This window comes from Butyricicoccus faecihominis, assembly GCF_024462775.1.
Taxonomy (GTDB): Bacteria; Bacillota; Clostridia; order Oscillospirales; family Butyricicoccaceae; genus Agathobaculum; species Agathobaculum faecihominis_A.
Genome location: NZ_JANGCE010000044.1, coordinates 1 through 20,686, shown reverse-complemented (window position 1 = coordinate 20,686; position 20,686 = coordinate 1). Strand labels below are relative to the sequence as shown.

The 20,686-nt window shown below is 55.6% G+C and carries 16 protein-coding genes; 9 read left to right on the top strand and 7 right to left on the bottom strand.

Annotated features, from left to right (window positions below; all coding sequences use genetic code 11):
- Positions 1-484 precede the first annotated feature (484 nt).
- The 5 genes from NE562_RS16295 to NE562_RS16275 all read left to right on the top strand — a co-directional run bounded on the left by NE562_RS16295 (position 485) and on the right by NE562_RS16275 (position 8,018).
- Complete coding sequence (locus NE562_RS16295) at positions 485-1,621, top strand: peptidylprolyl isomerase (protein ID WP_280963475.1); 1,137 nt, start codon at positions 485-487, stop codon at positions 1,619-1,621.
- A 363-nt stretch (positions 1,622-1,984) separates the two neighbouring features.
- Positions 1,985-3,016 carry a LacI family DNA-binding transcriptional regulator gene (locus NE562_RS16290; RefSeq protein ID WP_280963474.1) on the top strand — a complete coding sequence of 344 codons (1,032 nt, stop codon included), beginning with the start codon at positions 1,985-1,987 and terminating at the stop codon, positions 3,014-3,016.
- 110 nt (positions 3,017-3,126) lie between these two features.
- Positions 3,127-4,143, top strand: coding sequence for a Gfo/Idh/MocA family protein (locus NE562_RS16285; RefSeq protein WP_280963473.1), 1,017 nt, complete (start codon positions 3,127-3,129; stop codon positions 4,141-4,143).
- Between the two features lie 33 nt (positions 4,144-4,176).
- On the top strand, positions 4,177-5,118 hold the full coding sequence (locus NE562_RS16280; protein ID WP_280963472.1) for a sugar phosphate isomerase/epimerase family protein: 942 nt from the start codon (positions 4,177-4,179) through the stop codon (positions 5,116-5,118).
- 404 nt (positions 5,119-5,522) lie between these two features.
- A complete protein-coding gene (locus NE562_RS16275) occupies positions 5,523-8,018 on the top strand; it encodes a diguanylate cyclase (protein WP_280963471.1) in 2,496 nt (831 codons plus the stop codon).
- Between the two features lie 210 nt (positions 8,019-8,228).
- Here the strand turns inward: NE562_RS16275 and NE562_RS16270 are convergent, their stop codons facing one another.
- The gene (locus NE562_RS16270; protein ID WP_280963470.1) at positions 8,229-9,074 is read right to left on the bottom strand and encodes an aldo/keto reductase; all 846 of its coding nucleotides are present in this window, start codon (positions 9,072-9,074) and stop codon (positions 8,229-8,231) included.
- A 13-nt stretch (positions 9,075-9,087) separates the two neighbouring features.
- On the bottom strand, positions 9,088-9,933 hold the full coding sequence (locus tag NE562_RS16265) for an aldo/keto reductase (RefSeq protein WP_280963469.1): 846 nt from the start codon (positions 9,931-9,933) through the stop codon (positions 9,088-9,090).
- A gap of 140 nt (positions 9,934-10,073) precedes the next feature.
- Between NE562_RS16265 and NE562_RS16260 the strand changes: the two genes are divergently transcribed.
- Positions 10,074-10,979, top strand: a complete 906-nt coding sequence (locus NE562_RS16260) for a LysR family transcriptional regulator (protein ID WP_280963468.1) — start codon at positions 10,074-10,076, stop codon at positions 10,977-10,979.
- 335 nt (positions 10,980-11,314) lie between these two features.
- Here NE562_RS16260 and NE562_RS16255 read toward each other — a convergent pair whose 3' ends face one another.
- The 4 genes from NE562_RS16255 to NE562_RS16240 are packed head-to-tail and all read right to left on the bottom strand — an operon-like array spanning position 11,315 to position 13,971.
- Positions 11,315-11,878, bottom strand: coding sequence for a peptidoglycan-binding domain-containing protein (locus NE562_RS16255; protein ID WP_280963467.1), 564 nt, complete (start codon positions 11,876-11,878; stop codon positions 11,315-11,317).
- Positions 11,879-12,130: a peptidoglycan-binding domain-containing protein gene (locus tag NE562_RS16250; RefSeq protein ID WP_280963466.1), complete on the bottom strand. Its 252-nt coding sequence runs from the start codon at positions 12,128-12,130 to the stop codon at positions 11,879-11,881.
- The gene (locus tag NE562_RS16245; protein WP_280963465.1) at positions 12,131-13,558 is read right to left on the bottom strand and encodes a peptidoglycan-binding protein; all 1,428 of its coding nucleotides are present in this window, start codon (positions 13,556-13,558) and stop codon (positions 12,131-12,133) included.
- Positions 13,559-13,560: 2 nt separating this feature from the next.
- Positions 13,561-13,971: a hypothetical protein gene (locus NE562_RS16240; protein ID WP_280963464.1), complete on the bottom strand. Its 411-nt coding sequence runs from the start codon at positions 13,969-13,971 to the stop codon at positions 13,561-13,563.
- An 83-nt stretch (positions 13,972-14,054) separates the two neighbouring features.
- Between NE562_RS16240 and NE562_RS16235 the strand changes: the two genes are divergently transcribed.
- The gene (locus NE562_RS16235) at positions 14,055-14,534 is read left to right on the top strand and encodes a heme-degrading domain-containing protein (RefSeq protein WP_280963463.1); all 480 of its coding nucleotides are present in this window, start codon (positions 14,055-14,057) and stop codon (positions 14,532-14,534) included.
- 9 nt (positions 14,535-14,543) lie between these two features.
- On the opposite strand, the gene NE562_RS16230 is transcribed toward NE562_RS16235, so the two are convergent.
- On the bottom strand, positions 14,544-15,002 hold the full coding sequence (locus NE562_RS16230; protein ID WP_280963462.1) for an asparagine synthase C-terminal domain-containing protein: 459 nt from the start codon (positions 15,000-15,002) through the stop codon (positions 14,544-14,546).
- A gap of 293 nt (positions 15,003-15,295) precedes the next feature.
- Here NE562_RS16230 and NE562_RS16225 point away from each other — a divergent pair, with 293 nt between their 5' ends.
- Entirely contained in the window at positions 15,296-16,117 is an 822-nt protein-coding gene (locus tag NE562_RS16225) for a hypothetical protein (protein WP_280963461.1), read from the top strand.
- 141 nt (positions 16,118-16,258) lie between these two features.
- Positions 16,259-20,644 carry an S-layer homology domain-containing protein gene (locus NE562_RS16220; protein WP_280963460.1) on the top strand — a complete coding sequence of 1,462 codons (4,386 nt, stop codon included), beginning with the start codon at positions 16,259-16,261 and terminating at the stop codon, positions 20,642-20,644.
- Positions 20,645-20,686: the final 42 nt, after the last annotated feature.

The following is a 20,686-nucleotide window of genomic DNA, read 5'->3' as shown; positions in this document are numbered from 1 at the left end:
ATTGTTGGCAAACGACAACGGCGGCTGGGGCTTCCGCACACAGCGGTGATAACCGCCATGGCATTGCGTCCCTGCTATTCAAAGAGTTTGTCGTTTGGTTACCACATAATGTGAATTATGTAGTGCTTTTTCCGGTTAATTATACTTTTAAGCCCTTAAATTTCCTTTTAGATTTGTGTTACTTTCACAAAACCGCAAGCAAATCCCGTTGCAATATTAGAGAGCTTGTGCTACAATGCAAATGAACGCATAGTAAAAGCACCACATAATTCACATTATGTGGTGCTTTTGGTTTGGCGGAGCGGAAAAATTCTTTGCAAGTCGAAATATTGGGGTCGCGGCGTCCGTCCGGCGGCTCGCAAATTGTGATGATTTTGTGTCCATACTTGTGTTTTGCGTGTCGTGGTGCTATAATAACCGAAGTGTGCAACCGAATATTACTTTTATATCGGGATTTAGGTATGAATAAGGAGAGTCTGATTTCATGAAGCAAATTGGAAAGCGTATTGTGTCTTTGGCGATCATGCTTTGTGTATCGCTGGGCGCTACCGTGGCGTATACACAGGCTTATGCGGTGGATTACCGCGAAAACAAAAGCGATTCCCCGGTCGTGATGACCGTAAACGGCAGCGAGGTCAAGGCGGATGAATTCGCGAGCTACATGCTGTATATGATGAAGTACTATGAGCAGATGTACGCGGCCTACGGCATGACCGGCATGTGGGACGACCCGGACGCCGCCGCCATGATGGGCCCCGCCATGCCTGAGATGGCAAGAAGTCAGGCTGTGTTTGTCCGCGTCGTGCAGGAGAAGTTCAACGAAGCCGGCCTTACCCTGAGCGCGCGGGACAAGAAGAAGCTGAGCGACGACCGCCGCGTCGCAATCAAAAACGCGGGCGGCAAGCAGGAATATCTGGACCGCATCGCGCAGTTTGGCTTTTCCGATCAGTTCTATGATAACTATATGGTATCCTCCGCTTGCTTCTCCAAGCTGAACGAATACTATTTCGGCGAAAACGGCGTGGCCCTGCCCAGCGATGAAGAGCTGATGCAGTACTTTAAGGATAACTATCTGGCCGCCAAGCACATCCTGATCCAGACCATGGATGCGCAGGGCAACCAGATCCGCACCGAGGAAGAGGCCAAGGCCGAAGCGCAAGCGGTGCTGGACCGCCTGAACGGCGGCGAGGATTTTGATACCGTGATGAACGAAAAGAGCGAGGATTCCGGCCTTGCCGGTAATCCGGACGGCTATATCTTCACCGAAGGCGATATGATGCCCGCATTCTACGAGGCCGCGAAGGCGTTGGGCGAGGGCGAGACCTCCGGTCTGGTGCAGACGGATTACGGCTATCACATCATCAAGCGCATCCCGGTCGATTACGACGGCGAACTGGAAAACTACCGTTCCGCGATCGTGATGGGCATGGGCAAGAACATCGACGAGCTGCTCAACCAGTGGGTGAGCGAGGCCGATGTGCAGACGACGGACGAGTACGACAAGGTCACCTATCAGACCGTGTACGACTATGCGCCGATCAAGAAGCCGGTCGAGCAGACCGGCGCGGAGGACGCTCCGGCTGAAACGCCCGCCGAAGGCGACGCTGCCGCTGCGGAATAAACGGAAATAAAACAACGGCGCGTTGCAGAATAGAAGAATTTTCGTATGTCATTCTGAACGAAGTGAAGAATCTCGCGCGAATGCGCGGATTTTACGTGGGTTTCGCGCGTTCGCGCGAGATTCCTCGTCGCTTCGCTCCTCAGAATGACAAGGATTTGGAACATTCTTTTATTTTGCAACGCGCCGTTGCTGTTTTATATAAAAAGAGTGCAGCCGGTTTGTGCAGCATTCATGAAAAGAAGAAAAGTGAAAAAAGGGCATTGACATTCCGAGACAAAAGGATAATAATGAACTTGTAAGGAGCGAGCACGTGCTCGCTAATAAAAGAGCTCGAGCTCTTTCCTGCGACAGGTGTGAGAAATTATGATTACGATCAAAGAGATCGCGGAGATGGCGGGCGTTCACCGCGCTACGGTGGATAAGGTGCTGCATCACCGCGTTGGCGTGAGCGACGAAGTGCGCCAGCGTATCCAGCAGATCATCGATGAAGTGGGCTACACCCCAAACCCAACCGGCCGCGCGCTGCAAAAGCAGGGCAAAACCTACCGCATCGCGGCAGTTTTAATGGATGTGGACGCCGCGCCGTATTTGCGTCAGGGGATCGAGCAAGGCGCCGCCGGTATGGCGGGGTTCGATATCACGGCGTCCTGCCGCTTGGGTCCCTTCGGCGATGTGGACCGGCAGTGCGCGCTGATCGAACAGGCCATGCAGGACGAGGCGGACGGCATTTTGCTCAGCCCGCTTAACTCCGAACGCGTCCGCCGGGCGATTGACCGGGCCGCGCAGCGCGGCATTCCGGTAGTCACCATCAATACCGATATTGAAAACTGCGCGCGCGTCTGCCATGTGGGGCAGAACGCCAAACACGCAAGCAAAGTGGCGGGACGCCTGCTCGGCCAGTTTTTAGGCGGGCGGGGCAAGGTCGCCGTCGTGACCAGCTCCATCGCGAGCGAAAATAACGACTATTACATAAGAATCCGCGAATTGGGCTTCGGCGAGTTCATGGCAAAGCATTACCCCGCGATCGAGATCGTCGATCACGTGGAAAGTCTGGAAAACAAGGAGATCACCTACCGCAAAATGCTGGAGCTGCTGCGGCGTCAGCCTGATCTGAACGGGCTGTATATCACGTGCGGCGGCGTGGCCGAGGTGGGCCGGGCGCTGAAGGAATCCGGCAGGGCGCTTGAGATAAAGGTGCTTTCACACGAGGATTATCCCGAAATCCTTTCGCTGATGCAGGAGGAAGTGGTCGACTGCACGTTGGGTTCCGACCTGCACGCACAGGGCAGGAACGGACTGCAGCTGCTCATGGACCGGCTGATCTTTGGCGCCACGCCAAGCCCGGCGCTGCAATTTACGGAGATTAAAATACTGGTAAAGGAAAGCCTTCTTTAAAGCGAGGCCACATCCGCGCATCGTAAACCGGGTGTGCGTCTCTCTTTTGCAGGATTACGAGCACGTGCTCGTAATATATAAACCATCCGTGTTATTAGGAGGAAGAAAAAATGGAAAATCAGGTACTGCGAGTAGGCGTGATCGGTACTGGCGCGATCGGCCGTACCCACATCGAGCGGATCAACACCAGACTGTCGGGCGCGAAGGTGATCGCGTGCGCGGATGCAAACGTGGATTTCTGCAAGTCGGTCGCGGAAAAGTATGCGCTGAAGGCATATGAATCCGGTGAAGAGCTGGCCGCGTCCCCGGATATCGACGCGGTCGTGGTCACCACGAGCGACGCTTACCACGAGCAGTATGTGCTGGCCGCCGTTGCCGCGGGCAAGTACGTATTCTGCGAAAAGCCGCTCGCGCCGTCGGCGGAAGCCTGCAAGCGCATTGTGGAAGCGGAAATGAACGCGGGCAAGCAGCTCGTTCAGGTCGGCTTTATGCGCCGCTATGATCCGGGCTACCGTCAGCTCAAGGAAGTGATCCGGAGCCGCAAGTACGGCGAGCCGCTGCTGCTGCACTGCGCGCACCGCAACCCGGACGTGACCGAGCCGTGGGACAACGCCTCCGCGGTGGAAAATTCGATGGTGCACGAGATCGACGTGCTGCGCTGGCTGCTGGGCGAGGATTACGCCACGGCGGAAGTGCGCTACGGCAAGGCGACCCGCAAGGCCAAGGAAGGCCTGCACGATCCGCAGGTCATGGTGCTGACCACCAAATCCGGCGTGCGCATCGATGTGGAATCCTTCGTGTGCAACGGCCAGTGCTACGATATCCGCTGCGAGGTCGTCTGTGAGGACGCGATCCTTAACCTGCCCAAGCCCGCCACCATCGAGGTTCTGGCGGACACGGTGCGCGGCAACGCGGTAGACGCCGATTGGTCCACCCGCTTCACCGAAGCCTACAACGTGGAGTTCCAAGAGTGGATCAACGCCTGCAAGGCCGGCCGCGTGGACGGCCCCTCCGCTTGGGACGGCTATGCCTGTCAGGTTGCCGCCGCCGCGGCTTCCAAGGCGCGCGATACCCAGACCATCGTGGACGTACACTACGACGAGATGCCGGCCTTCTACCAGAAGTAAGCCGACCGTATATAAAGAAGGAGAACGAGTAAGATGCAGCTTTCCATTTGCACCGATGTATATGCCGAATTGTCCTATACGGAAATGCTTGACAAGGTCAAAAGCCTTGGCGTCGACGCGGTCGAAATGACCGCGGGCGGCTGGGGCGCGCGCACCCACTGCCCGACCGAGGAACTGCTGGCGGACGATAGCAAGCTCGCCGCGTACATGGCGGAGCTCGACAAGCGCGGCATGCGCATTTCGGCGCTCAATACCTCGTGCAACCCGCTTTGGCCGTGTGAGACCGGCAAACAATATGATGAGTCCATGCGCCGCTGCGTGCTGCTGGCGGAAAAAATGGGCGTGAAGAAGATCGTGTGTATGTCCGGCCTGCCTGCCGGCAGCGAAAACGATGTCACGCCGAACTGGATCACCTCCAGCGTCACGATGACCGCTTACATGCAGCCCGCGGTAGACTACCAGTGGAAGACGACCATTGCGTGGTGGAAAGAGTTCGCCGCGTTCTGCCATGCGCACGGCCTTGAAAAGATCGCGATCGAAGAGTTCCCCTGCATGATGGTGCACAATCCGGAATCGTTCTGGCACCTGCGCGAGGGCGTGGGCGACGATATCATCGGCATCAACCTCGATCCGTCGCACCTGATCGCCTATGGCGCGGACCCGATCCACTCCGCCCGCGCGCTGAAGGGTGCCATCTACCATGTGCATGGCAAGGATACTCGCATCGAGCGCGGCATGGCGGAGGTAAACGGCTTGACCGAGTGGAAGGACGTGCACGATACCGCGTCCCGCACATGGAACTATGTGGCCGTCGGCTGCGGCAAGGATTTGCAGTGGTGGAAGGAATTCTTCTCCGTTGTCCGCATGATGGGCTATAACGGCGACGTATCGCTCGAAATGGAGGATTTCACGATGTCCACCGAGGCGGGCGTCGTTACCTCGGTCGATGCGCTCAAGCAGACGATCAGCCTGTAAGGTTTATAATCGCGCAAAAGCCGGTGGAACATCGTTCCACCGGCTCAGTCTGTGGAAAAAGTCCTCACGCCGCAGCGTGTATATAATAGGATTTCGACGCAAGCGGCAAAATCCATAAAAACCGGGAGCATGTATCTCGGTTTTTATACAAACCGACTTCAAGTGTGCCTGAAAGGCGCGCGCAGAAGCCGGAATCTCGATCGAAATGGGGCTTTGTTTCGATCGAAGGCTGTCGAAAAACTATTTTTCGACAGCCTCAGCCGGTGGAACATCGTTCCACCGGCTTTTGCCGCGTATGTTTGGCAAGTACCCCTTGTACTTTGTTGCCAGGTTCTATATAATAAAAGAAATATAAGTAAGAGGCGGCTGTTTGCGCGGCTGTCGGGGAAAGGAGGTGGGATCATATGGCGAAAGGCTTGAAACGCATTGCCGCCGTGGTGATGGCCGCCGTTATGCTGTTTGCCATGCTGCCATATGGACTCGCCGCCGATACAAAGCAGGGGGGACGCACGGTCCGCGTCGCCTATCCAATCCAAGCCGGATTGAGCGAACGGGATGAAAACGGAAATTATTCCGGCTATACCTATGAGTATTTGCAGGAGGTGGCGCAGTACACCGGCTGGCAGTATGAATTTGTCGAGGTGCCCGGCGATATCGATAACAGCCTGACCACGCTGCTGGATATGCTGCAAAAGGGCGAGGTCGACCTGATGGGCGGTATGCTGTTCAGCGAAGAGATGAACAGCCTGTACGACTATTCCGGCCATAGCTACGGCACGGTAAAAACTGTTTTGCAGGTGCCGCACAACCAGCCGGACAGCATTGTGATCGACGCGCAGCAGGAGCAGCAGCTCACCGTTGCGGTATATGGGAAAAGCGTACAGCGCAGGCAGGAGCTTGAGGAATACGCAAAGATCAACCTGCTGCACGTCAGCTATGTGGAGTGCGAAACAGAAGATGAGTTGATCGACGCGGTGCTTTCCGGCCGGGCGGACGCCATGATCAATACCAGCCTGAACGCGATGCCCGGCATGCGGACGATCGCGGAGTTTGCGCCCAAGCCCTTTTATTTCGTCCTTTCCAAGCAAGCGGAGCCGGGCCTGATGCAGGAGCTGAACGCCGCGATCATGAGCATTCAGCAGATCGATCCGTATTTCACCATTTCCTTGCAGGAAAAGTATTTTACCCCTAAAAATGAAGATCTTCTGCTGACGGATGAAGAGGAGCAGTATATCCGCACGACCGGCGCGATCCGCGTCGCGGTGCGCACGGACGAACCGCCGTTTCAATACCGCAATGCGGAAGATGGGAGTACGACCGGGCTGGCGCCCGCTTTATTGCAGTATATCGGGGAGCAAACCGGGCTCACCTTCGAGCTGGTGCCGGTATCCACGGAAAGCGGACTGATGGAGCTTGCGCGGGACGGCAAGGTAGACATGGTGGCCGGTATGACGTACAATTACACGCTGGCCCGTGAAAACGGCGTTTCGATGACGCATGCGTACGCATCCTCGCAATATGTTTTGCTGATGCGGCAGGATTGGGACGGCAGCATGGAAGGCAAAACGCTTGCCGTGCCGGAAGGAACACTCCATAGCTTTGCTTATGACGGAAAAACGCAGTTTTACGACTCGTTTGAGGACTGCATCCGCGCGGTCAGTAAGGGCGAAGCCGATTTTACCTATGCGGACGGCTATGCCGCTCAGTATTATTTGAATCAGTCCGCCCTTGGCAACCTGCGTATGGTGCCGCAGACGGACGAGCCGCGCGAAATCTGCTTTGGCGTGGCCATGCCGGGTCACAAGCAGCTTTTGAGTATTATGAACAAGGCGCTGCTCGTCATACCCGAGGAAGAGCTTCGGGCGATGGTCTACCGCAATACGGTTACCTACCGAAGGACCACCCTGTGGAGCTTTATGAAGGAGCACCCGGCGGAAAGCGTACTGTTTGTCATGCTGTTTTGCGGGTTGATCGTGGCGCTTTTGGGCTTTAACCTTGTGCAGCGTGTGCGTTCAGAAAAGAAAAATGCGCTGGAACTGAAAAAGCGCCTGCAAATTTATCAGTTGACGCAGGAATATTTCTTTGAATATGATAACGCCACCCAAACGCTGCTCGTATCAAACCCGAACGACACGGGGGATGGAGAAAGCGAAGCGTTGCTCCGATATGACTATCGCACTTCCGCGTCCAGCACGTGGTCGCAAGAAGATCGGGATAAATTCCGTTCCTTTCTGGAAGAGGGCAAGGATGGCACGCATGAATTGCGCATGGCCGGAATCGACGGACAGCAGCACTGGCTGCGTATCGTGCAGCAGGCCCTGCGCGACGAGGCGGGCAAGCCGGTGGGCATGATCGGTAAGATCAATGTGATCGATGAGGAAAAGCGGGAAAAGGACCTGCTGCGGCAGCGCGCCGAGCGCGACGGGCTGACCGGCGTGTTCCACGCCGCCGCCGTGCGGCAGCTGGTCGGCGAATACCTGTCCGAAATGCCGGATGGACAGCATGGCGCGCTGTTGCTGCTGGATGTGGATCATTTTAAAGAGGTAAACGACAATTATGGCCATTTGCAGGGCGACGAGGCGCTGCAGCAGGTCGCCGCGATGCTTCAGCGCAGCTTCCGCGATTGCGATGTCGTCGGCAGGTCGGGCGGCGACGAATTCGTGGTCTATATGCACCGGCTGAAACACCGCGACGCGCTGCGCCAAAAGTGCGCGCTCCTGACGCGCGAAGCGCACGATATCGTCATGCCGGACGGCGCGTCGCTCACCATCAGCTTGGGCGCGTCGCTGACGAACAGCGGTCAAAGCTTCAACGAAGTGTACACCGAGGCGGATAAGGCCCTTTACGCGGCCAAGGCCGCGGGCCGGGACTGCTACCGGCTTTCAGACGAAGAAAAATAGAAAAATTATGCCAAGCGGTCTTCTTGATAAGAATATTTACGAGGAACAAGTTAGTCAAGGCACATAGCCGAAACGAAACTGGTTAAATTGTAAATCATGATATCAAGGAGGCCGCGTTTTTTCTGGACAGGGAAATTGTGTGATCCCCTGCGGCGATTTGCCGTCAAACCAATAAAACGGCTGTTTTGCTTATATCTATAAAATGAATACTTAAAACTTTAAGGAATGCAGCAGTTTGATCCACTGCGGATCAAAGTGATTTACGATTTCGCTGTGGTCGATATCCATTGTCCCGATCTGCTCCATATCCGCTTTGGAAAGAACAAAATCAAACACATCGAGATTTTGCTTCATTCTGTCCTCGTGAACGGTTTTCGGAATGACGATTACGCCTCGCTGTAGGTTCCAGCGGAGCGCCACCTGCGCCGCTGTCTTTCCATACTTTTTTCCAATCTCCATGAGAATCGGATTGGTAAAGAAATTCCGGTTGCCCTCGTTAAACGGCGCCCATGCTTCGGGAATAACGCCGTATTCCTTCATGGTATCCAGATTAAGCTGCTGCTGGAAGAAGGGGTGCATCTCCACCTGATTGATCATCGGTTTGATTGCAAAGGTTTCGCAGAGGTCGGCAAGCACATGGGGATAACAGTTCGCCATACCGATCGCTTTGATCTTTCCCTCCTTGTAGAGTTTTTCAAGTCCTCTCCAGGCCCCAATATAATCGCCCATAGGCTGGTGCAGGAGCATTAGGTCGATATAGTCGTAGCCAAGCCGCTCCAGCGTAGTCTGTGTTGCAGACTGCGCCCCCTCAAAGGAAAAATCCTGAAGCCAGAGCTTGCTCGTGATAAAGACTTCTTCCCTCGGAATCCCGCTCTCCCTGATTGCATCGCCAACAGCCTTTTCATTCATATAGCCCTGCGCGGTGTCAATCAGTCGGTAGCCGGTTTTCAGCGCTGCTAGGACAGCTTTTTTCGCTTGCTCATAATCCGGGATTTGATAAACTCCAAAACCGATCTGAGGGATTTTCACCCCATTGGATAATTCTAAATATTGCATTTTTCTAGCCTCCTTACATTTTTCCTGCCCCGACAAACATCTCCGCCACTTCCGGAGCATGATGGTCGATGAACTGGCTCCGGCCTAAATCCAGCGTTTTCAGTTCGCACATTTCCTCATCGGTTAGCTTAAAGTCAAATAATGCGAAGTTTTCCTCCATGCGTTCCCTGTGAGTGGACTTTGGAATGATAACAATGCCGGACTGTATCAGAAAACGCAGATTGACCTGTGCCGCCGTCTTTCCATACTTTTCTCCGATCATAGTCAGAGTTTCATTGGTAAACAGCCCATTTTTGCCTTGCGCCAGCGGCGACCACGCCATTAACTGTGTTCCATGTTTTTGCAAAATTTCTCTTGCGATTTTCTGCTGCTGGAACACATGTACCTCTAACTGATTGACCGCCGGTGTGATCTCCATGAATCCGGCAATGTCGATGAACCGGTCAGGCATAAAATTGCTGACACCGATGGCACGAATTTTCCCTGCTTTATACGCTTCCTCCATCGCGCGGTAAGAGCCGTAGTAATCGCCAAAAGGCTGATGAATCAGCATCAAATCCACATAGCCTGTTTTCAGCTTGCGAAGCGACGCATCAATGGATGTTTTGGCTCTATCATATCCGCTGTTGGAAACCCAGATTTTTGTGGTTAGAAACAGTTCCTCACGGGCTATGCCGCATTTGCTGACAGCTTCCCCCACCCCTTCCTCGTTAAAATACCCCTGTGCGGTATCGATGCTGCGATAGCCCACGGAGATCGCGTCCAGTACGCAACGGGCCGTGTTCGCAGCCGGTATCTGGAAGGTTCCGTAGCCCAACATGGGCATTTCTACCCCATTGTTCAAAGTAATGTACTCCATATTTTTGTTCTCCTCGCATTAGATTTGCTTAGCGGCTGGCATTTCTTTATTCTTATTGTATCTGCATTTACCTTGACATGGAATGACCAAAAATGATATGATGCATTTACCAAAAGTAAATACGAGGGGCGGAGTGATTCATGTACAGTCAGCAGATAAAGACCTTTATTCAAGTTGCGGACAGAGGGAGTTTATCAAAAGCGGCAGAGGACTTGTTTGTTACGCCCGCCTCCATTATGAAACAGATGAATGCGTTGGAAGAACGGCTGGGCGTGACTCTTTTAAAACGTACCAATCGGGGTATTGAAGTAACCGAAGCTGGAAAATTCATCTATAAAGCGGCAAGAAGGTTCATTGCAGAGTCAGAAGATGCCGTCTTGCAAGCAAGAGCAATCCAGCAGAACGAAATGAAAACGATCCGTGTGGGTTCGTCCTTTTTAAATCCCGGCAATGTATTGATCAACTTATGGAATACGATACGGCCCGACTGCACGGAATACAGGATCAAAATAGTCCCTTATAGTGATGATCACGAACATATTCTGTCAGTCGTCGCCTCTCTAGGGACCACAATGGATTTTATGGTTGGCGTATTCGGCTCACAGCAAATGCTGCGCATGAGTAAGTTCCATGAACTGGGTCGCTATCCGCTCTGTATTGCGGTTCCGCGGAATCACCGGCTTGCATCCCAAACAAAGTTATCTTTGAACGATTTACACGGTGAACATTTGGTGGTGGTAAAAAGCGGAGACGCGCTGTATCTCGATAAGCTTAGGGAAATATTAAAAATGACGCACCCTCAGATACTCATAGAGGATGCCCCTTATTTTTACGACATGGAAACCTTTAACGCTTGCGAAGTAACCGGCTCGCTGCTACTAACTCTTGACGCATGGGCGGATATTCATCCTTCGCTTGTGACGCTCCCGGTGGAATGGGATTATACGGTTTCCTACGGCCTCCTCTATTCACAAAATCCCTCTGATGAGGTTGCCGCTTTTCTCAATATCATCAAACAGGCGATTGAGAATAAGCGTTCATTATAATAAACGGTTGATAAAACGGCTAAATCCGCTACGTTTTTCTAAGTCGTGAAATGATCCGAGGGCGCAATAGTGACGCTGTTTTCATTCACTGGGCAGTAGTGCGCAAACCCGTTATTCTGAACGATCAGCAGAAAAGTCCAATCCGTAAAAGCTGAACGAATAGAAGCAAAGCCTGACACACCCGGCGTACAACGCGCTTGGTCTGTCAGGCTTTTTAATGAATGAGGAAAGAGAGATTGTTTATCTGCGGGAGCGAAGCGGACGTCCTGCCGCAGCGAAAATCTGAGTGTTATCACGGAGCTTATTTGAACATGTGGCACGATTTTGTTGCGCTTTTAACAAGGCGGCTGCTCCTGATCCGCCAGCGTCCAGGAAAGGGGCGGACGGTGGTGATAGACATTGTGGAACGACGCGAGCGCATCCCAAGTATCGCGGTCGGTCACGCCGGTTTGGGGGAGCTTGAAATGCGCTTGCGCATGCTTTACCGCGGCGGTGGTGTTCTCATCGTACACCCCGGTGACCGGCACGCGCTGCGCGTCCGCAAAGTGCGTGGCCAGCGTGTTTAAAATAAGCTGCAGGGCATAGACCGAATATCCCTTTTCGCCCGGCGACAGCGTGGCGTCCGAATCGGGCGGGAAAAACTGTGTGCATACCGGGAAACCGTCGCCCGCGGCGAGAATGGCGTATTGCTCATAGATCAGCGTCCAAGTGGCAAAGTCCGCCGTGCCGGTCACAGGCAGGCCGTTGATGCGTTGGAATTCACGCACGGCGGCCGCGGTCTCCGGGCCGTAAACCCCGTCCGGCACCAAGGGGGCGGCATGGTTGGCTTCCAGCTGGATGCGGCGTAAAAACCGCTGCAGGTCATAGATATGCTCCCGGAGTTGCGCTTCCGTATACATTTATGTGTCGGCCCCCTCTCCGGCGGCAAGGCGGGTGTACTGCTGGTAGATCAGCGTCCAAGTTTCATAGTCTGCCGTACCGGTTACGGGCAAGTCGTTCATACGCTGGAATTCACGCACCGCGGCGTTGGTCTCCGGGCCGTATACGCCGTCCGGCACCAACGGGGCGGCGTGGTTGGCCGCGAGCTGGATGCGCCGCAGAAAGCGCTGCAAATCAAATATGTGTTTTTTGTATTGCTCTTCCGTATACATTTAGGCGGTGCCCTCCTCTCCGACGGTATAGCCGGGATACTGCCCTTCGCTCGTCCGGCTGCCTGCCTCCACATCCTCGGCAAGGCGGCTCATGCCTTCCCAGGTCAGCGGGCCGATGGTGCCGCTCGCGGGAAAGCCGAGCAGGGACTGAATGACGGATACGGAGTCGCGCGTCGCCGGGCCGTATATACCGTCCGGATCAACGGGCGGCACCTCGGGATAGCCGCGCGCAATGATGTTGATTAGCTCCTGCGCGCGCCGCACCGCGTCGCCCCGCATGCCCATGACAAGGAAGATTTCCGGAAAACCCGCGATCTCGGGCAGCCATTCGTTCACCGGCCTGATGCGCAAAACCGATTCATAGGTGGACACGAGCGCGTCCCACGTCGGCCGGTCGACCACGCCGGTCTGCGGCAGGCCCATCATCCGCTGATAGTCTATCACGGCCTGCCGGGTTTTGGGGCCGAATACGCCGTTCACCTCGGCGGGCTGCCAGCGCGGCAGTTCGTCGTAATACTCGCCCACCACCGCGAGGAAGTATTGAAGGATTTGCACGCCGGAGCCGGTCATCCCCTCGCTCAGCTCGGTGGGGTATTGGCGGGATACGTCGGCAAGCGTCAGCCCCTCGCTGTCCAGTTCGGAAAGGCGTTTGATATTGTTATAGATAAACGCGATGCGGTACCAGGTCGCCTTGCCCACCAGCCCGTCTGCGGTCAGGTTGAATTGGCGCTGGAACGCGCGCACGGCGTTTTCGGTGTTGGAATCGAACACGCCGTCGACCGGGTAGATCTTAGGGATATTGGGATAGTTGGTGGAAATACGGTTCAGGCGGTTTTGGATGGTGCGCACATCCTCGTTGACGTCGCCCAGCCGAAAGGTCACGCCCGGCCACGACCCGCCGAGGTTGGGGGAAACGGGCGCGTCGCGCACAAAGTTGATGTCGTCCCCATAGAACGAGCGGATGATATCCTCCGCCGATAGGCCCTGCTCGGCCAGCGGCACCGTGCCCCACTGGGATAGGCCGCCGGGGCAGGTGGTCGTGGTGCCGTTGCAGTACTGGGCAAAGAGCGGCTCGATCGCGTCGCCGCGCGTCAAATAGTTGTTGAATACATCGTCCACAATGGTGGAAATGTTCTCAAAAATATCGCGGCCGGGCACATAGCTTTGGTCGTAACGGGTCGAGTTGGTGATATCGAAATCGTAGCCCTGCGCGCGGTACCATTCGGTGAACACACGGTTGAGCACATAAGAGACCTGCGCGTAAATGTTGGCGCGGATGGCCTCCTCGGGCCAGGTCGGATAGATTTCGCTGGAAGCGACGTTTTTAATGTATTCATCAAACGGCACCGTAATGTTCTGCGCGGCCGCCGAGGGCGCGCCCAGATGCACGGTGATCGTTTCAGGAATGACGACCGGGGTTGTAGCCAAGGTTATCCCTCCTGTTCTGACAAAGCCTGTGGGTTGGTTTCCGCGGTTAACTGCTGCGGGGCTGTGTTGGCGGTTTCAGGCAGCGGCGTCAGCGTAATCGGCAGCACGGCGGGAATGCCGGAAAAAGCGGTGACGTTTAAGGCGGCGAGCGGCGTGAAGTCTGGATGGTCGACCTGTACGGTATACAGGCTGAAGGGTCTGCCGCCGCCGGGCGTGAGCGAAGCCGCGCGCGGCGGCGCCGCCAGCTCCATCGGCGGCGTCATGCCGCTCTGATCGGTCTGTACCGAGTATAAAAGCGTGGAATTCCCGGCTTCATCCACCGGCGTGGATACCGTGACAACGGCGTTTGGCACCGGCACCGCGCCGAGCGCGGTCGTAACGAGGACCCGCAAAACGGATATTCCGTCCTCCATTTGGAAAAACCTCCTTGTGTTCCGGATGGGCGTGCATTATAATGAAATGGTAATAGGGATTTTGATCACCTATCAGGAAAGGAATGGACAAGTTTATGCAGGATAATCAAACGCTGCTCGCGATGTGCGAAGAGCAGGAAAAAACCTTTCAGTTCGATCATTTTACGCGGGAGGACGCTCTTGCGCTCGGCCTTGCGCTTCATGAAAATGCAAAGCCCTTCGGCCAGCCGGTCGGCATCGAAATCTCCATCGGCGGGCTGACCGTGTTCCGTTACCTGCCGGAGGGCGCGACCGCGGACAACGCGCTTTGGCTTGCCCGCAAGCGCCGCTCGGTAGAACTGATGGAAATGTCCTCGCTGCGCTTCATGGCGTGGATGGAAGCGGGCGGCGATACGCTGGAAAGCCGCAAGCTTTCAGCAAATGATTACGCCGCGTGCGGCGGCGGCTTCCCGATCCTGCTGCGCGGCACGGGCATGATCGGTTCGATCTGCGTTTCCGGCCTGCCCCATCTGGACGATCACCAGCTGATTATCAACACACTGGCCGAGCATTTCAAGGCGTGACCGCACGGTTTATGCAAGCCGCACCTTATACTGTTTGAACCAGCGGTCCAACTGAACGATGTAGGCGAAGATCTGCGGCGTGCGCATCAGTTGGCCGTACCAAGGCTCGGTCAGGCTTTCGGGCTGCTGCATCAGCGTCTGTACGGTTTCGTGGTTGAATAGCGTGGCCGCGATCGAGTGTTCGTCGGCAAAGATGCGCCGCACATAGGAAGCGCACAGCTCGGTGTAAACCGGGTGGAAGGTCTTGGGGTAAGGGCTCTTTTTGCGGTAAACGATCTCCTCGGGCAGCTCGTGCTCGAACGCTTTGCGCACAATGCCCTTTTCACGGCCATGCAGCGCCTTCATATCCCACGGCATGTTGTAGGCGTATTCCACGATGCGGTGATCGCAGAACGGCACGCGGACCTCAAGGCCGGAGTACATGCTCATGCGGTCCTTGCGGTCGGGCAGCGTTACAAAAGAATACACAACGCTTCGACAGATTCCGTAAAGCGCTCGCCTCTTCGTGCCCCGTGCGTGGGGACATTTGGCGGGCGCTTTACACATAACCGGCCTGCGCATACCCGCCACATGAGCGCTTTTATGAAAGATGACCAAAAAAGTAGGCAAAAGCTTTGTTGAAAATGGAAACAATTTTTCCGGACATTTCGGGATATGTGACCGAAATGTAACTGCCCCGTTGTAGAATAGAGACATCAAGAAGAGATGAACATTCCGATCATCGATCGATAAGGTTTCTATTTGGAAGGGAGCAGTTCCTCATGAAAAAGATCACAATGTTTTTGGCAGTCGCCCTTACCTGCACCGCGTTCGCGTTTGCAGCGGAAGATTCCGCTCCGCAGAACGAGCTGCACATGCAAGCCCCGCAGATCACGGAAGCTGCGGAAGAATCGGCCCCTGTGGAAGAAAACGCTCCGGTAGTCCTGCCCGAAGCGGCTCCGTCCGAAGAGATCGCGACTCCGTCCGAAGCGCCGGTCGACGAAGAGATGCTGGTAACGCCCGAAGCGCCCGCCGAGAACGAAGCTCCCGCGACCGAGTCTGAAGCGCCGGTCGACGAAGACATGCTGGTAACGCCGGAAGTTCCGGCCGAACCCGAAGCGACCGAACCCGAGGAGCAGCTTCCCGCGGAAGACGAAGCCACCGAATCCGAAGCGCCCGCGACCCCGTCCGAAGAGCCGGTCGACGAAGACATGCTGGTAACGCCCGAACTTCCCGCAGAGCCCGAAGTAACCGAACCTGAAGAGCAGCTTCCGACCGAAGAAGAAGTCATCGCTCCCGAAGAAGAGCTTCCCGCAGAGGAAGAAGAAATTTTGGTAGAGATCCCGGAAAACGAGATCCCCGTGGCCGCGGCGCCTGTTGCCATTACGGTGTGCGGCATCGTATACGATGGCGAAGCGACCGTTTACATGGAAGAGCAAACGATCGAAGCAACCGTCGGCGACGAGCTTGATCTGGGCGCTTTCGTATGGACCGAGACCCCCGGCATCACCCTGACGTGCGACGCCGCCGTGGTGACCGTTTCGGCCGATACCACCGCATATGTGCTGACCTATGAACTCCAGGAGGGTTGGGTCATCCTGTGATCTGAAAGGATACAAAGGCCTGAGCATCCCCAATAAGGGGATGCCTCAGGTCTTTCGCGCGTAAAAAAACGCGCTATCAATAGCCGGTCGATCCGCGTCTTGACCGATTTCCGCGCGACATTATGAACGGAGGGTTTCACAATGAGAAAAAATAGATTAATAGGATGGGTTCTGTCGGTCGCCATGCTGGCCGGCATGCTGCCGTCGCAGGCGCTGGCCGCGCCGACAACGGCGCAGAGCGATAAAATCGATAAGTACGTGAATTTTGAAGCGTTGAATGCGACGGAAACGGCCGCTGGGTATAAACTGACGGTACAGGTCGTGCAGGATGGCGCCAAGCTGGCGGAGCAGGGGTTTCAATATGGGAGCAAGGGGCCGGGAAACGTCACGATAACTCCAAGCACAGGCTATAAGCTGGATGAGATGACCGTCACACCGCAGGATGATGCAAGCGGTGGACCTAACGCGTTTACAAGCGGTAGTCCCATTGCGATTACGAAAAGCGTGCCCCGCACGCTTTCGGTTCATATTGCGCCTAACTTAAACGATACAACGATTGAAAATTGGAAACGCAGTACCGAAATAACCGATGCCGGCAAAGGCGAAGTAAAATATATCAAGGTGCAAACCATACCCAACAGCGGCGGAACAAAGGCAATGCTGGAATGGAAATGGAGCGATATTTCAAGCATTAAGACCAGTGTGACCGACCCGGTTAAGGTTTGGGACGCTCAGTTTAAAAACCCCTATTATAAAGGGTATCTGCATGAGTATCCTACGGGATACTCGGCGGCGACATGGCGCTGCGGCGGCAGCCCGTCGCTGCGCCGGTTTACGGGCGAGTATAAGATTCCGGATGAATTTAATACCCGCGATACCTTCCGGTTGCGGTCGGTGAATCAAAAGAAGTATGGCGAAGGAATTTTGCCGATCAACGACGATATTTTTATTTTTGTGTATCAAAAAGGCGACGAAGCCAGCATTAATGACGAAAACGCCATGGATTATCTGGCTTTTTGGAGCGGAACCTCGACCCGCGAGGCATTTATCAATAAAAATGGCGTTGTGTCGTCAAACGGCAGACCTGGAACAATCGCTTATCATAATGGGAAGATACCAGTTACCGACAACTGGTATTGCAAAGCGAATATTGATAATATTGGCGATGTGATGTATACGAACTATCCGGACGCCGGAGCAGGCGATACCTTTATGATCGATATCTTTTGCTTCGATAACTCTAGTGGTGGTGGCGGAGGCATGGATATGCTGACCATCGACGCGGTGAAAACAACCAATTTAGTGGCGGATATTCGGTATTGGAAGGATCAAGTCGGAACAAGTGAGAGTGATCCAAACTTGTTGGGAAAATCCTCTAGAAAGGATCTTAAAGTCGGGGACCCGATCACCTTGACCGAGGAAGAGCTGAATAGTAAATATAGGCCCGAAAACTCTTACGCGGACGGCGTGCAACAAGGGAAGATACCCTATATCGTACAACAGTCCGGCAATGTGATCGACGTTTTGTATACCTATGAAGACGCGGCGGTACAATACGATTTGAACCTGCCCGCGGACGTATCCAAACCAGACAAGGTCGCCGCACCCCAAAGCGAACAGGTAGGCATACACAGTATTTATAAAATCCCGGCTGATAAAAAGACACCCGGCGGCTTGGAAAACGCCTCTTTTGAGAGCGGCAATACCCGGTATACTTTCGCTGGCTGGGGCACCACGAAAAAAGCGACGCCTAAGGACAAGGTTAATCAGGTGATGGTGAACACCGATCCGACCACTCTATATGGCATCTGGACCACGCAGACGCGGACGGGTCTGTCCGTCGTGAAGGAACTGACGGATATCATGGCGCCGTCGGGCGAGCCGGCGAACCCGAACTGGAGCAGCAAGGTCACGGCTGAAAACCCGATCGATACCGTGCAGGCGACCGCGCAGGATAAGCTGGTTTATACGATCACGGTCACGAACGGGGGCCAGTTGGATTATAGCGGACTGAACCTGATGGATACCCTGACCGTGGCAGGCATAGCGGTAAACGCAGACAAGGTAAAGCTTATTTCGGCACAAACGCCCGCGCTCGATCCCGCAAACTTTTTGGTAAAAGCGGGTCAGTCCGCTATTTTCAACGCCGAGTATATCGTCACCGGCGATGATCTTGGCAAAGAGATCGTCAACGCCGTGACGGTAAAAACGCCGGACGACAAGGATCAAGATCCAAAGGACGAGGCCGATCCCATCATCCCTGTGCATAAGCCGGGCATGACGATCGAGAAAACGCACGAAATCGTTAGAAACGGCGACCATACGACGCTGCGCGTCGGCGACACGGTCAAGTACACCGTGACCATTAAAAACACGGGCGACCAAAAGCTGACGGGCGTCAAGCTGGAGGACACCATGTTCCCGAAAACGGTGACCGATCTACAGGTGAACGGAAAGACCGCGCAGGTCTCCGGCGGCGCGGTTGCGGTCGGGGAGATCGAAGTGGACGATCAGGCCGTGGTGACCTACGCCTACACCGTTACCGAGGCGGACGAGGGCAAAAGCGTGAAAAACACGGCGACCGCCACCTCGCAGGAGGGCCCTCGGGCCGAAGATCAGACCGAGACCGATCTGGTCGAGGGAAAGACCGACGTCAAGCTCTACTACGCCTTTGAGCAGATCGAGGGCGGCTCGACCACGACCTTCCCGTTTGAAACAACGCCCATCTCCGTCGCGCGCAAGTATCCGGGCGATACCGTGACAAAGGCGGAGTTTGAACAGGCGATCGCGGCGCATATCACCCTGCCGGAAGGCGTTACCGAAACCGGCAGTATGTTCAACCGGCGCGGCGAGGCGGTCGCAAATGAGATCGCGGCTTCCTATGTCATCAGCGACCAAACCGGCATGAATGATTTTGCCATCAAATACCCGCTTCTGCGGCATACCATCATCTACCGCCCGGGCGATCACGGCGCGCTGGCTCTCGCCGAGGGCGCAAAGGGCGAACTGGTGAGCGGCAGCGCGGTATTCACCGTGCCGTACGGCGCGGTCCCGGCTCAGTGGTTCACCGGCAGAAACGGCACGCTTAGCCTCGACAAAACAGCGGAGGAAGGCTATGTTTTCAACGGCTGGGATGCGTCGATCGATCTGACGGCGGCGGTCAAAAGAGACCTTGTAAGCACCGCTCAGTGGCGCGCCCGTACCTCGGCGGACCGGGATTATACGGTCGTCATCTACCAGAACGAGGTGGAGATCGATCGCCGCAGTGATTTTGCCCTAACCTATGTGCCGGGCAGCGACGCTGCCAACGCCACGCTGACGCTGGACGCCGCCGCGCTGCTCGCGGAGGAACAGGTAAGGGGCAAGGCGTCGCAGGGCTATAAGTTCGGCCGCTACACCGCGACCGGCGAAACGGGCGAGATTTTGAGCCAAACGCATACCTTTACCATTACGGACGGCGCGGTTATCAACGTATATTATGTGCCGTATGACCTAACGGTTTGGCACCAGCTATCGGACGCGCAGCCCCTCTTTGATGAAGCGCAATCCGTCGCGACGCTCGCCGCGCCCGCCACGGCGCATGCGAACGCGGACTTCTTCGGCCTGAGCCGGGTGCGCTATCAGGCTACGGCGGTCGCCGTCAACGGCGCGCCGGATACCGCCCACACCTATACCGAAGCCGTCGCGGTGCCGCTTGGCGGCGGCAGCTACGCGGTGACCTTCCAGTACTACCGCAGAAGCACCTCCAGCGGCGATAATGGAGGCGGCAACGGCAACGACGGTTATCAGACCATCGAGGATGAGGAGATCCCGCTTGCTCCCGGCCTAAACGCGGAAGATCACTTTGCGTACGTAATCGGTTACCCGGACGGCACCGTTCGCCCGAACGCGAATATCGACCGGCAGGAGGTCGCGACCATCTTCTTCCGCCTGATGCAGGATGACAGCCGCACCGAAAATTGGAGCCAGAACAACGCCTTTTCGGATGTATCGGCCACACAGTGGTCCAACAACGCAATCTCCACCATGGCGGCGGCCGGTATCCTGACCGGCTATGAGGACGGCGCGTTCCGCCCGTCCGCGCCGATTACGCGCGGCGAGTTCGCGGCCGTCGCGGCCCGGTTTGATTCCGCGCTCTATGTCGGGAATGATATGTTTACCGATATCGCGGGCCACTGGGCGGCGCCTTATATCAACCGCGCCGCGCAAAAGGGCTGGATCAAGGGCTATGAGGACGGCACCTTCAAGCCAGACCAGTATATCACCCGCGCGGAAGCGATGACGCTGGTCAACGCGGTGCTCGACCGCCGCGTGCACGCGGAAAATGTGCTGGATGCGGCCATATCTTGGCCGGATAACCCGAAGGATGCATGGCATTATGAAGCCGTGCAGGAAGCGACCAACTCGCATAATTACGACCGGGAAAACCCGACGCAATACGAGACATGGACCGAGCTCGCGCAGGCGCGCGACTGGACCCAGCTAGAAAAGCAGTGGTCCGCTGCAGCCGCCCCCTTCGGCGCATAACAAAAAACACAGGCAGGGCCCGCGCTCATTTTGAGCGCGGGC